The following is a 12,895-nucleotide window of genomic DNA, read 5'->3' as shown; positions in this document are numbered from 1 at the left end:
GGGTTCCCCGCTTTATTGGCTTAAAATAACTAGCGTTGGTAAACAAGAATGGCTGCAGATATTGCCGTAATGGCGATTACTCATGCAATACAACAAGCTGTCGCGCCCGTGTTTTTATTAGCAGGTGTGGGCGCTATTTTAAATGTGCTCGCCAATCGTTTGTCCCGTATTGTGGACCGTAGCCGAACATTACACGCCCGTCTGGAAACCGCAGACGACCCGCGTCGACAAGGCATTGACCGGGAGCTGGCGGTATTGGTCCGGCGGGGGCGCGTGGTACACAGGGCGATTGGCTTTGCGACCACCAGCGCCTTGCTGGTGTGTATTGTGATTGCCACGCTGTTTATTAGCGCGGTGGCGGAGTGGAATAGCGGGCTAATGGTGGCCGCACTGTTTGTATTAGCGATGCTGTTTTTAATTAGTGCCTTGATTGGTTTTTTGCGTGAAATTCAGCTGGCAACAAGAGTCATATTAAACGGACCTTGAGAGCACCTTTAACGGTGACGGAAAAACCGCGGAAAGTGGGATTTGATATAGAGCTGTTCGCGGATAACTTGCCGAAAACTAATACCGCGTTTGAGTAATATCACCGCGCCCCGGTCGTCCAGGCGAAATACTGTGCCACTAAGGTATTCTGAGCTCATATCGTGAAAGATAATCTCGCCTGCCAAGGGGGTGTTTACTGAGAGGCTTTGCTCAGAGCTGAGCTCCAGTAAAAGGCTGTTCTCGGCAATTTCCAACACGCGATAATTGTCTTTGCCATTATCGAGCTTAAATGGCGGTTGAGAGGTGTCGGGGTAGGGCAGACGAAAATATTGCCGTCTTTGTGTTGTCTGTTCAGCCATCATCACCAGCAAAATACCCTTAGTCTTGTGGGGCCTCTTATTGTTGCCTCCTGTATTGCCTTTGCCTATCAGCAATATAAGCATACTAATGCTCAGGTCAGTATACGCGTTTGCCGATGCTAAGACGGTGTAGACGCCTTGCTGTTATGAACAAAACGGTCACGGATTACGGGCGTTTAGCGGTATTGAGACTTGTGAGCTTGTTCTTGCCCTTGCGGGTTTTGCTTACTTACTCCACTATTTACTTATAGGAAATGCGCTATTCCCCTCGATCTATAAGCTTTTTGAATGTTGCCTCGGCTTGCGCTGTTATTTACCCGGCTTTGAGCATTCAGCATCTTTTCGTGTCTAACCGCGTTTCATCCTAGCTCCCTCCATCTTGGAGCGGTGAAACCTGTTGGCCGGTTCTGCCAAATTCTAATGTCTGGAGGTGTCTTATGACCGATCATATCGTGATAGTAGGTGGTGGTGCCGGTGGCCTGCCCTTAGCGACTTATTTGGGGCGTAGCCTCGGTAAGAAGGGTAAGGCTAAAATTACGCTGGTAGACAGTAGCACCAGCCATATTTGGAAGCCGCGCTACCATGAGGTTGCCACCGGCGCGATTGATGCCGACCTGGATGCGGTCGATTACCGGGCCCACGCCCATCAAAACCATTACCGTTTTGCCCTTGGTGAACTCAGTGGCATTAATAGAGAAGATCGGCACATTATTTTGTCGCCGTATATTAATTCCGAAGGGGAAGAAATATTGCCGCTGCGCCAAATAAACTACGACTATTTGGTGCTGGCGATTGGCAGTGTGGGCAACGATTTTGGCATTCCTGGCGTGTCTGAACACTGCCTCTTTCTTGATAAGCGCACTCAGGCAGATCGTTTTCATGAGATTTTTCTCGATCACTGCCTCAGCGCAAATTATCGAGACCATCCTATTTCCATCGCCATTGTCGGTGGCGGCGCCACCGGCGTTGAGCTGGCGGCAGAGCTGCATCATGCCGTGTCGTTATTGAAGCTTTACGGCCATGACAAGCTGGACCGCAAACGCCTTAATGTGCAACTCATTGAGGCGGGGCCGAGAATACTGCCCGGCTTGAAAGAAGAGCTAGCCGCCAATGCCCAGAAGCAATTAGAAACTATGGGCGTCACTGTGCGGGTCGATACCATGGTGGCAGAGGTTCAGCAGGGTGTGATGACGACTAAATCTGGCGAGCGCATAGAGGCAGAGTTATTAGTCTGGGCGGCAGGCATAAAAGCCCCCCCGGTGTTAGATGAATTAGGACTGGAGGGCGGCAAAGCCTCTTTGCTCAAGGTAGACGCGAGCTTACAAACCAGCGACCCCGCTATTTTTGCCATGGGAGATTGCTGCGCCTGTCCTTTGGGAGACGATAAATTGGTACCGCCACGTGCCCAGTCAGCACAACAGATGGCACTTCACCTCGCGAAAACATTTCGTCGCCTGCAGCGCGGTGATTCACCCGTTCCCTTTGTGTACAAAGATCGCGGCTCGCTAGTGTCATTGTCAGAGTATTCGGCAGTGGGGCAGCTAATGGGGAATTTACGGGGCGGCAACTTTTTTGTCGAAGGCTGGCTGGCCCGCATGATGTACGTCTCTTTGTATCGACTCCATCAAGCGGCCTTGTATGGCTGGCCCCGCACCCTTATGTTGCTGCTGGCTGGGCGTTTTAACCGGCTATTACGCCCGCGACTGAAACTGCATTAATATAGCGCGAGATAAAAAGCTTGCCGCCAACCCTCGGCGGGCGAGCTTTTCTGTTAAAACACACCGCAGTAGTCGGTTATCTGCGGTGGTAATGAGGTTGAATGATGCTGAAGCTGGAGAATACCGGATTAATTATTGTGGACGTGCAGGGCAAACTCGCCCGTATTGTCGATAATAGTGAAAGTGTTATTAATAATATTGCCAAGCTGATTCAAGGTGCCCAGGCGCTTTCCGTGCCAGTGGTTTGTTTGGAACAATATCCCCAAGGCTTGGGGGAAACGGTAGATGAGTTACGAACGCTACTGCTGGGGCAGCCCATAGCAAAAACCACATTTAGTGGCTGGGGAAATGAAGAGTTTAGACAAGCGATTCACCATAGTGGCCGAAAACAGTGGCTAATCTGTGGAATCGAAACCCATGTGTGTGTCTATCAAACTGCAATGGATATGTTAGAGGAGGGTTATCAACTGGACATTGTTGAAGATGCAGTGTCATCTCGAACCGTCAATAATCGCAACATCGCACTACAAAAACTAGCCAGCGCCGGAGCGGGGTTAAGCTCGGTAGAAATGGCATTGTACGAGCTGGTTGGTGATAGTAGCAGCGCAGCTTTTAAAGCGATTTTGCCTATTGTTCGTTAATGGTCAATTGATGGTTGTAAATTAACACCATTAAATGTTTGAGTTGACCAACGTATGGTGAAAAATTAGCGTTGGTCATTTTATGGTTAAGCCGGTTTGGATTGGTCTACTAAAGGACGGTGTTGGTAATAATCGGCCTATCACGAATCCCGAACTCGACGGAAATAGGTAAGTATTTATAAGGCCTCAACGCCGTAATCTACGGCGAGCGGGTGCGATTGAGCCGAATAACATAACTATTTCTTACCTTCGGACGACGACCCGCCTTTGGAAGTTGTTCCTGTATTAGGGGCCTGCTCCATTGTCGGCACATTGGCGCTATTAGTTGCGCTGTCTACAGGAGTTGATACTTGCTCCATGCTTGGAATGTTTGCACTTTTTTCAATGCATGTTCCAGATGACTTTTCTTTGGACATTTCGTTTTCTCCGTTAGTAATATTGATGCTGATAAAAACCACGATAATAGTAATAGCTATTGCTAGCAAAAAGCCTGTAATTTGATTCAAGAATGTATTGATCGATGCATAGATGTTTTTTCTAGTAAAAGCATCCTCAATACCATTTTTGTAATAGTCTCTCGCATTGTTGAGTTGCGTTTGGATTGCCTTATTGCTTATGAGATATGCTGATAGCGAGAGGGTTACACTTAAAACTAAAAGTGACCAGCAGAGGATTAATAGCCAAATATGAATGGAGGTATCGACAGGGACTATGAATTTAATAACGGTCAGGGAAAAGCCCAAACTAGCCGAAGATAGTGCCAAAATTGCCTTGTCGTAGCTTTCGCTATTTGACAGCTCGCGCTTAAGAAGATCATCTCTGAACTTGTCAAACATCTCATTGGCGACTTTTTGATCTTCTAAGCTGCGATTCACTCAGCTCTCCATAAAGTTAGAACGGCCAAAGCAGCTACGTGTTTTTAGCATCGGCTATCTTTGATTGTTATAGGTCAACTGTAAATAGCTCATAGCTTGTCGCTCCGAATTTAATTTTTTTAAATATCGGAATATGCTTCCTATTCTCAAAGATAGCTTTAACCGCCTGGATTTGATTTTCCGGCATTAAGGCACCAAAAATAATTTCTTCCAATGAATCCGGGGAATGAGAGTAAAGGCCATTTGTTGGGTTGCCCGGTTCTATAGCAGCTCTAGGCTCAATCACTATCCTGTACTCGTTTTCACGCTCGAAACTGACGTGCTTCGTTGCGAAGATTTTGATTAATTCAGGGTCTTTCTCTGAAAATTCCGTACTTATAAGTCGATCAGAATCAATAGACCTATAAGGGGTCTCTCTATATTGAACCTTGTATACACGTTTCAATGCGTCTGGTTCTGTTGTTTCCAGAAGTCTTTTTGTTGAATATCCAACACAAAATCCCTTCAGGGCGCCACCATAGCAGGACCACATTGGTACGGATGTCGAAGAGTCGCTCAAACACAGAATTCCGGAGTTTTTAAGCTGATAATATATTCTCTCCTGAAAGGGGGATTTATCCAATGCCTTCACCGGCTCAAAGGGATCGTTAAATGAAAATGGATCTGAAAAATAGAGGCTCGAATTGATAAGCCCCTCTAAGGCGTACCCGCTTACCTCTCGATACTTGTACAATATCAAAGGTGAATTAACGGCCTCTCCTGCAAAATGGACGCAGTTTATGTTCATGCGCAGACTACCATTATTAACTTATAAGGCTGCCAGCACGCCTGGCATTGGAGTGGAGGCGAAGCCGCAACGGAAAAGCCATCGCTGTGATTGGCCTGGTTATGTGTTTTGGTTACGAGCACGGCTTTCTCGTAGTTTTTCTCGTACCTCTTCCCTATGTTTTTCATAGTTCAGGTCGAGTGTCTTGAAGTGGCCTAGCGCGACAGTGGTAGCCACTATTGCCGTAGAGGCAACCCACGTAATCTTATCCTCAAACAACCTAGTCATTTCAAAAACGGCTCCACTTGGCTCTAAGATTCTCAGATCAAATATCGCCGCCATGTTGTCAGATAGAGTTATTGCCGCACCGACAAAAATCATCACAACAAAAAATCTGCCGAACCAGTGAAAAAGGTGTACTGCTATATCAATAGATTTGATCGCGACATCAAGACACCAAAACACAGCTGCCTGAATGGATAGCAGAGCATTTTCTGACCATTCGCGGACCCAGCTAGGTGCGAAAAACAAATACCACAGTAGCAGGCCGATCAGCCCTACTATCTTTATTGTACTAACTACTATATCCATGATTTCAATACATAATAGTTGTTATGAAGACTCGAGCCATACATCACTCCGGCCCCCTTATCAGGAAATGGGCTTAATTGTTGATTGATAAATTCTAGGAAATTCAATGAGATGTAGGTCTCGCTATAAGCGAGCGTCGATCAAGCGAAGATGAATTCCCTTTAATTCTGCCAAGTATTCCTTTGCCTTGATCTTATCGCGGTTTTTATAAATTTCAATGAGTTAAGTAACTGGCCATGTAGATAGTGGGCTACTTGGTCTGATTAAACAATAATAGGCATGTTAGTGAATTAACTCGGCGCGGGCGTTTTAGTCGCAAGTAGTATCCGCGCCAAGCTAGTTATTCCCTGTAGCTAAAGCTACAAGGCTAGTGGTTTTGGTGCTTGCGGTCCGGCAATGGCCATGGCTTTTTGATAGGCGGGGCGCTGACTCACGCGCTGCACGTAGGCTTTTACATTGTCCAGGTCTTCTATACTGCGGCCACCAAATAAGGGCAGTGAGGTGAGGTTAAACATAATCATAATGTCGGCGCAGCTAAATTCTTGGCCAGCTAAGTAGGGTACTTCGCCAAGCCGTTGGTTTAGGTAGCTGTAAAAGGCATGTTCTCGCCGGGTCATGGCGCTGAGAATCAAGGCGTTGTGTTCATTCTCGGGCCCAGCGGCTTTTTGGGCAAAGAAAATGTTCTGTAGATTGTTGTTCATCTGCATCCAGTACAAATAGTCTGGATAGTGGTCTTCTTTTGGGGCAACGCTGAGTTTGCCGTCTGCGTAACGCCAGCAAATGTATTCGCAGATGGCTGAAGACTCGGCCATGACCTTGTTGCCGTCTTTGATAATGGGTGCGGTGGCGGCAGGATGAAGTGCGGTGTATTCGGGGGGTGCCAGCCCGTCGGGGCCGCGATCGAACCATTCGAGCTGGTAGGGCAGTTCTAACTCTTCCATTAGCCAGACTATGCGGTCAGATTGGGATACGCCCAGGTGGTAGATGGTAATCATAATGACGTCCTTTTTTATAAGAATGACGGGCTTGCTGAAGTGAATAGCTGGGCCTCTTTAGAGGGATCATAACAAGTTTGCCGGGAGATCATAGTCAGGGCGAGAGTTTTCCCGAAATGGCAGATGTGTTAAGGTGCGCGTCGATTTGCTGCGCTATGTGGCAACCGCTGTGCCTGTTTTTCATCCTGCGTTTTTCCATGCTGACTAAGCCTGAATGTTAATCTGTAGAGGCTTGTGTCTGCTCAAGAGACCTAATAGCAGCTTATTTATCTGACAACGCGGCTTGCCGGTTGACCCACTCATATTGGGTGAGGGAACAGCGCCATTAATTGACAACACGAGATCGAGAGCATGATAGAAACCTGGAAGCGAGATTGGCTATCCAATATTCGCGCTGACTTATTGGCGGGCACCGTTGTTGCTTTGGCTTTGATACCTGAAGCCATTGCCTTTTCTATTATTGCCGGTGTTGATCCCAAAGTGGGGTTGTACGCCTCGTTTTGTATCGCCGTGATTACGGCAATCACTGGCGGCCGTCCGGGTATGATCTCGGCTGCTACGGCAGCGATGGCGCTGCTGATGGTGACCTTGGTTAAAGATCACGGTCTGGAATATCTGTTGGCGGCGACAATTCTCACGGGTGTACTACAAATTGGAGCGGGCTTTTTAAAGCTGGGAAGCCTGATGCGATTTGTGTCGCGGTCGGTGGTGACCGGTTTTGTGAATGCCTTGGCCATTTTGATTTTTATGGCCCAGCTCCCTGAGCTGACCAATGTGACGTGGCATGTGTATGCCATGACAGCGGTGGGTTTGGGTATTATCTATTTGTTTCCCTATGTACCTGTTATTGGCAAATCACTGCCATCTCCCTTGGTGTGCATTGTCAGCCTTACCGTTGCTTCTTTATTTATGGGTTTGGATATTCGGACCGTGGCAGATCTAGGGGAATTACCTGACGCGCTACCGGTATTTTTGTGGCCAGAAGTGCCATTAAATTTTGAGACCCTGCAGATTATTTTCCCCTACGCGGTTGCTATGTCCGTGGTGGGTTTGCTGGAGTCGATGATGACGGCCACGATTGTCGATGACTTTACTGATACGTCCAGCGACAAAAACCGTGAGTGTAAAGGTCAGGGCTTGGCGAATATCGGCGCGGGCTTGCTGGGCGGTATGGCGGGTTGTGCCATGATTGGCCAGTCGATTATCAACGTAAAATCGGGTGGTCGGGGACGGCTGTCTTGTTTTGCGGCGGGGGTTTTCCTGCTCATTATGGTGGTGTTTCTTGATGATTGGATTGGTCAGATTCCCATGGCCGCATTGGTCGCCGTTATGATTATGGTGTCAATCGGTACCTTCTCTTGGGATTCTATTCGCAATCTTCGCAAGTATCCTTTATCCAGTAACATTGTGATGCTAGCGACGGTATCGGTGGTGGTGATGACCCACAACCTGGCCTTGGGCGTGTTGGTTGGGGTGTTGCTGGCGGTGCTGTTTTTCTCCAATAAAATTGCCCGGCTTATGCTGGTGAAAAGTGTGATCAGTGAAGACGGTAGTGAGCGGCGCTATACCGTAGCGGGCCAGATATTCTTTGCTTCGGCAGATGCGTTTATTGACTATTTTGACTTCAAGGAAGCGTTAAGCCGTGTCATTATCGATGTGAGCGACGCCCATTTTTGGGACATTACCTCCGTCTCTGCGTTGGACAAAGCGGTTATTAAATTTCGCAGAGAAGGCACAGAGGTGGTTGTGCTGGGAATGAATGAAGCCAGTGCCACGATTGTTGATCGCTTTGGGGTGCATGACAAACCCGAAGAAGTTGAAAAGCTACTTGGTGGTCATTAAGTCGCCGCTGAAGAATAACAACAAGGAGAAAGTAGTATGCAGGTTTATGCGTTTATTGACGGCTCTCCCATTGCTTCTGCGGTGTGTGATGTGGCGGCGTGGACCAGTTTGCGTCTAGATGTTCCGCTCAAAATGTTGCATGTGCTGGAGCGTAGCGAATCGGCCTTGGCCGGCGACCTGTCTGGTAGCCTTGGGGTGGACAGTCGAGAGCATTTGCTGGATGAGCTGGTCGCGCTTGATGAGCGTCGCAGTCGCTTAGCCTTGGAGCATGGTCAGCATATGTTGGCAGAAGCTGAACGCCGGGCAAAAGAAGATGGTGTTGAGCAGGTGTCGAGTTTGCAGCGTCACGGTAGCCTTGTTGATACGGTGGCTGAGTTAGAAGACGATATTCGGGTTATCGTGATTGGTCGTCTAGGCGAAGGACATGAAAGCTCAGCGCATACCATCGGCTCCCATTTAGAAAATGTTATCCGCACATCCCATCGGCCCATTTTGGTGGCGGTGCCCGATTTTTCTGTACCCACGTCGTTTATGATTGCCTATGACGGCTCCGCCACGGCTGAGAAAGCGCTGGATATGGTTATTGCCAGCCCTCTCTTAAAGGGCCTGGAGTGTCATTTGTTAACGGTCTGTCCGGAAGGGGATGAGCGGCTTAAGCAAATGGCTCAGGCAGAAGAGAAGTTACAGGGCGCTGGTTTTGCTGTAAGGAGTCAGCGTTTGCAAGGCGATGTGCATTCGGCCTTGCAGCAATATCAGCAACAACATAATGTTGGGATGCTGGTGATGGGGGCCTACGGTCACTCCAGGATTCGACAGTTCTTTGTGGGCAGTAATACCACTCGTACCGTGAGCCTCAGTGATATTCCGGTTTTACTGCTGCGTTAATCCTCTGCTTTAATTTACTGATTACCCAACGTACTGATCTCAAGCATAGTGATACAGGTACGTTGGGGACAGTTTGTTCTGCGTTTAATCGACCACCTTTCCTCTTAGCGCTTTAATCTTGCCGCGCTTATTTTTTGAGTCCATGCGGCGGGCTTTGGCGCGCTTGCTGGGCCGAGTTGGGCGGCGCTTTTTAGGCACAATAGTGACTTGGCGAATGATCTCGGCCAGCCGGGTAAAAGCATCTTCCCGGTTCTGTTCTTGAGTGCGAAACTGCTGAGCCTTGATCACAATCACCCCATCTTTGTTTATGCGTTGGTCTTGCAGGGCGAGCAAGCGTTCTTTGTAAACAGTGGGTAGCGACGACGCTTGAATATCAAAGCGCAGATGAATAGCCGAAGACACCTTGTTAACATTTTGACCGCCCGAACCTTGGGCGCGGATGGCGTCCAGTTCAATTTCTCGTTCGGGGATAGAGATCGTGTTGGAAATTTTCAGCATTGTTCAGGTAATACACTCAGTAGCAGCCAATCTGCTACCAGTGTAACAAGCTATGGACGGGTTAGCAGCGAAGTTAGTGGTGGGCTTTAGTGCATAGGGCCCACTGCTGAACTTTAGCCACAGAGGACATGGGTAGCGTTAACGCAATGCGACGCCGATGTGTGCGATGTTGGTATATCGTGGCTAATTCGTGGTGCTGGGCATTTTCAAATACCGTAGCAGACAAACGGATTCGACCGAGGCCCGGCACTTTTACACTGGCAACCTCTTCGATATGGTTTATCAGGCGGATTCGAGAAAGGTAGTCGCGTAAGCGCAGGCTTAATTTTCTAGGATCTCGGCGGGGCCGAATAGCCAGTGTGCCACCTAGAATGATGCGGGCAAGGACGGCCAGCTCGACAGGGTTTTCTGCATTGGCGACCGGCCAAACCAAGCTGCGAGAAAAGCTGTCGCGACGACTTTTGCCTTTGCGACTGACGCGCAAGCGGATAAAAGGCTGGTTTTTTAGCAAGCCGGGCATGGCTTCTACGGTGTATTGAATGTCATCGAGGCTGATGTCGTCAATTAGTTGATACGGCCCCAACCCTTGTAGAGCAGTGCAGGCGTCAGTAGGAATAATCAATTGCTCAAGCATCATATGCTGGCGTCCTTACCGTAATGGTGGCAGTCCCGTCTATCCGCATCAGGCGGCAACACTCGTATTCTAATGTGCGTAATAGCTGCAATTTATATGCCCTTACATGAAGCTATTGCACGTTTTGTTACTAGGGCGGTTAGCTTGGTTTTGTAAGCAGAGCTATACCCTTGATTGTTAAAAGATTGTCCTAAAAGTATTACATTGTCGTGATGTTGCTTCAAAACTTCTTGGATTGCAGCTGTTATTTACGTCCGTCCAATTCTGTCGGCTCTGCCCTAAAAGCACGCAGCTTTTGTCTGTCGCGAAGACTAATAGCTTATTGTTGCCAATGGCTTTCTGGCTGCCGTCGCAGGTGTATATGTGCGGCAAGGCGAATGCTGGGCCTTGCTAAAAACTGTGCGCTGCCGACAATAAACAGGGCAATGGCGAGTTTCTCTTTAGTGGGGTAGAGAAACAAAATGCTGCCAAGTAAAAACCAGATCGCAACCAGAAAATCATTGAAGATACTCAGGGCTTCATAGCGTCGGCGAATAAGAAGCTGTTTATTGCCTACGGTCAAGGTTAATGGGTTATCGGTCAGCCTAATTCCCATAGTCTCTTTTCAACATCCCCTGGATAGTGAGTCGAAAATCAATAATAGTCTGTCATTTGTTGGGCAAGATTTTTTGTGAAATGTTCGCACGCCATCGTGCTTTAGTAAGATTTTTAGCCCGCGGTTTTGGCAATACCGCATCGATGCCCTTATCTAAGGCTGTTTATTCAGTGGGGGACTGCCCGAAGCGGTTTGTTTAGACGCGGTGGTGTTTTGCCGATCGGCGGCGAGCACCTGCCGCAAATCTTCTAGGCGCTGCCTTACGGCAACCCCATAGCTTCGATCATCTCCCCAGAGTTCTGACAATACTTTTAGCGACTGCTCGTCGTGCTGGCGAAATAATTCACCGGCCCGTTGCGCCTGTTCTGCTGAGCGGCCCATGAGTTTCAGCGCATCCAACCCCAGGTTTAAAGCTGAATCAAAGGTTTCGCGACGGAGTCCCGCAATTCCGCTGCGCATTAGTTCATAGGTATGGCGTCTATCTATGGCTCTCGCCAGAATTTTTAAATTAGGAAAATGCATTTGCGCAGTTTTAATGATGTCTAAGGTTTTATCGGCTTCGTCGACGGCAATAATTAATATCTGGGCGTCTTCTGCGCCAGCGGCGGCCAATAGGTCTTTGCGGGAGGCGTCACCGTAAAAAACCGTGTTGCCAAATCGGCGCACCATTTCAACTTGTCCGGGGCTGTGGTCCAGTATGGTGAGTTGATGGCCCTGGGCGGTAAGCAGTCGGCCGATCACCTGACCAAAGCGGCCATAGCCTGCCAAGATAATCTGACAGCTAGGGGTGATTTCTTTGTCGTATTCGGCCTGGGCTTTTTGGCCGGGACGGCTGAATAGCTTTTCATACAGCAAAATCAACAGCGGTGAGATAAGCATAGAGAGGGCAGCCACCACGATTAAGACATTGCCGATGTGTTGACTGAAGACGTTGCTTTCTCTCGCGACAGAGACCAGAACAAAGGCAAATTCGCCACCCTGAGCCAAGGCGAGGGTAAAGAGCAATCCGTGTTGGTAGCCCATCTTGAAAATGGTGGCGAGCAGGGCAAGTACGGCGGCTTTAGCCAGTAGTAGCGCCAACACTGCACCGCCGATGAGTAGGGGTTGTTCAATCATCAGCGGGAAATCAATGTTGGCGCCCACGGTGATAAAAAACAGCCCCAATAGCAGACCTTTAAAGGGTTCGATGTCGGCCTCAAGCTCGTGCCGAAACTCGCTTTCTGCCAACACGACACCGGCGAGAAAAGTGCCTAGGGCCGGTGACAGGCCGATATTGATCATCAATGTGGCAATAGCCACCACAATTAATAGTGCAAAAGCCGTGAAGATTTCTCGCAGGCGGGTTTCGGCAATAAATCGAAACATGGGCGAGGCCAGATACTTGCCGCCAATAACAATGGCGGCAATGGTGCCGAAGGTAATACCGACTCGAGCTGCGGCAGGTAAATCGTGAATCCAGCCGCCGTGATGTCCGCCGCCAGACAGCTCGGTGCTGCCGTTGCCTACTGCCAATAACGGCAGCAAAGCCAAAATGGGAATGACGGCGATATCTTGAAACAATAATACGGCAAAGGCGTTATTCCCGGCTTGGGTTTTGAGTAGCCCGCGTTCGGTTAAAGACTGAATAACAATGGCGGTAGATGACAGTGCCAATGTCAGGCCAATCGCCGCGGCGGTTTGCCATGCCAGTGATTCGATAAAGGACAGCGCGAATGCAATAAGTGCGGCCGTGAGAATAAGCTGCAGACCACCAAGGCCAAGAATGGGGCGGCGCATTTCCCATAACCGACTGGGGCGAAGCTCCAAACCGATTAAGAACAGCATCATGACTACGCCAAATTCGGCAAAGTGCATCACCTCGGTTTGCTCGCCGACTAAATGTAAAAGATGGGGGCCAATCAATACCCCAGCTAGCAGGTATCCCAACACCGCTCCGAGTCCAAGTCGTTTAGCAATGGGGACAGACAGAACGGCGGCACACAAATAAATAAGGGCACTACTCAGCATGGT

14 protein-coding genes are annotated in these 12,895 nt (G+C 48.8%); 5 read left to right on the top strand and 9 right to left on the bottom strand.

Annotated features, from left to right (window positions below):
* The first annotated feature begins 48 nt into the window (after window positions 1-48).
* Window positions 49-486 carry a DUF2721 domain-containing protein gene (locus IMCC21906_RS12790; protein WP_047012487.1) on the top strand — a complete coding sequence of 146 codons (438 nt, stop codon included), beginning with the start codon at window positions 49-51 and terminating at the stop codon, window positions 484-486.
* Between the two features lie 8 nt (window positions 487-494).
* On the opposite strand, the gene IMCC21906_RS12785 is transcribed toward IMCC21906_RS12790, so the two are convergent.
* A complete protein-coding gene (locus IMCC21906_RS12785; protein WP_047012486.1) occupies window positions 495-929 on the bottom strand; it encodes a hypothetical protein in 435 nt (144 codons plus the stop codon).
* A gap of 353 nt (window positions 930-1,282) precedes the next feature.
* Between IMCC21906_RS12785 and IMCC21906_RS12780 the strand changes: the two genes are divergently transcribed.
* Window positions 1,283-2,563 (top strand): NAD(P)/FAD-dependent oxidoreductase, encoded by a 1,281-nt coding sequence (locus IMCC21906_RS12780; RefSeq protein WP_047012485.1) that lies wholly within the window; start codon window positions 1,283-1,285, stop codon window positions 2,561-2,563.
* 101 nt (window positions 2,564-2,664) lie between these two features.
* Window positions 2,665-3,204, top strand: a complete 540-nt coding sequence (locus IMCC21906_RS12775) for a hydrolase (RefSeq protein WP_197085898.1) — start codon at window positions 2,665-2,667, stop codon at window positions 3,202-3,204.
* Between the two features lie 236 nt (window positions 3,205-3,440).
* On the opposite strand, the gene IMCC21906_RS12770 is transcribed toward IMCC21906_RS12775, so the two are convergent.
* The 4 genes from IMCC21906_RS12770 to IMCC21906_RS12755 form a co-directional block, all read right to left on the bottom strand.
* A complete protein-coding gene (locus IMCC21906_RS12770; protein ID WP_052763528.1) occupies window positions 3,441-4,079 on the bottom strand; it encodes a hypothetical protein in 639 nt (212 codons plus the stop codon).
* 67 nt (window positions 4,080-4,146) lie between these two features.
* Entirely contained in the window at window positions 4,147-4,866 is a 720-nt protein-coding gene (locus tag IMCC21906_RS12765; RefSeq protein WP_047012484.1) for a DUF2971 domain-containing protein, read from the bottom strand.
* 99 nt (window positions 4,867-4,965) lie between these two features.
* Window positions 4,966-5,436, bottom strand: coding sequence for a hypothetical protein (locus tag IMCC21906_RS12760; RefSeq protein ID WP_047012483.1), 471 nt, complete (start codon window positions 5,434-5,436; stop codon window positions 4,966-4,968).
* Between the two features lie 359 nt (window positions 5,437-5,795).
* Window positions 5,796-6,431, bottom strand: coding sequence for a glutathione S-transferase family protein (locus tag IMCC21906_RS12755; protein ID WP_047012482.1), 636 nt, complete (start codon window positions 6,429-6,431; stop codon window positions 5,796-5,798).
* A 351-nt stretch (window positions 6,432-6,782) separates the two neighbouring features.
* Between IMCC21906_RS12755 and IMCC21906_RS12750 the strand changes: the two genes are divergently transcribed.
* Both IMCC21906_RS12750 and IMCC21906_RS12745 read left to right on the top strand, forming a co-directional pair.
* Window positions 6,783-8,273, top strand: coding sequence for a SulP family inorganic anion transporter (locus IMCC21906_RS12750; protein WP_047012481.1), 1,491 nt, complete (start codon window positions 6,783-6,785; stop codon window positions 8,271-8,273).
* A gap of 36 nt (window positions 8,274-8,309) precedes the next feature.
* Window positions 8,310-9,158 (top strand): universal stress protein, encoded by an 849-nt coding sequence (locus IMCC21906_RS12745; RefSeq protein ID WP_047012480.1) that lies wholly within the window; start codon window positions 8,310-8,312, stop codon window positions 9,156-9,158.
* Window positions 9,159-9,242: 84 nt separating this feature from the next.
* On the opposite strand, the gene arfB is transcribed toward IMCC21906_RS12745, so the two are convergent.
* The 4 genes from arfB to IMCC21906_RS12725 form a co-directional block, all read right to left on the bottom strand.
* On the bottom strand, window positions 9,243-9,656 hold the full coding sequence (gene arfB / locus IMCC21906_RS12740) for an alternative ribosome rescue aminoacyl-tRNA hydrolase ArfB (RefSeq protein WP_047012479.1): 414 nt from the start codon (window positions 9,654-9,656) through the stop codon (window positions 9,243-9,245).
* Window positions 9,657-9,729: 73 nt separating this feature from the next.
* Entirely contained in the window at window positions 9,730-10,293 is a 564-nt protein-coding gene (locus IMCC21906_RS12735) for a hypothetical protein (RefSeq protein WP_047012478.1), read from the bottom strand.
* 316 nt (window positions 10,294-10,609) lie between these two features.
* Complete coding sequence (locus tag IMCC21906_RS12730) at window positions 10,610-10,885, bottom strand: YrhK family protein (RefSeq protein WP_047012477.1); 276 nt, start codon at window positions 10,883-10,885, stop codon at window positions 10,610-10,612.
* 153 nt (window positions 10,886-11,038) lie between these two features.
* On the bottom strand, window positions 11,039-12,892 hold the full coding sequence (locus tag IMCC21906_RS12725) for a monovalent cation:proton antiporter-2 (CPA2) family protein (protein ID WP_047012476.1): 1,854 nt from the start codon (window positions 12,890-12,892) through the stop codon (window positions 11,039-11,041).
* Window positions 12,893-12,895 lie beyond the last annotated feature (3 nt).

The sequence above is a fragment of the Spongiibacter sp. IMCC21906 genome (assembly GCF_001010805.1).
GTDB lineage: Bacteria > Pseudomonadota > Gammaproteobacteria > Pseudomonadales > Spongiibacteraceae > Spongiibacter.
The sequence above is the reverse complement of the archived record's forward strand: the minus strand, read 5'-3'. Positions and strand labels throughout refer to the sequence as shown.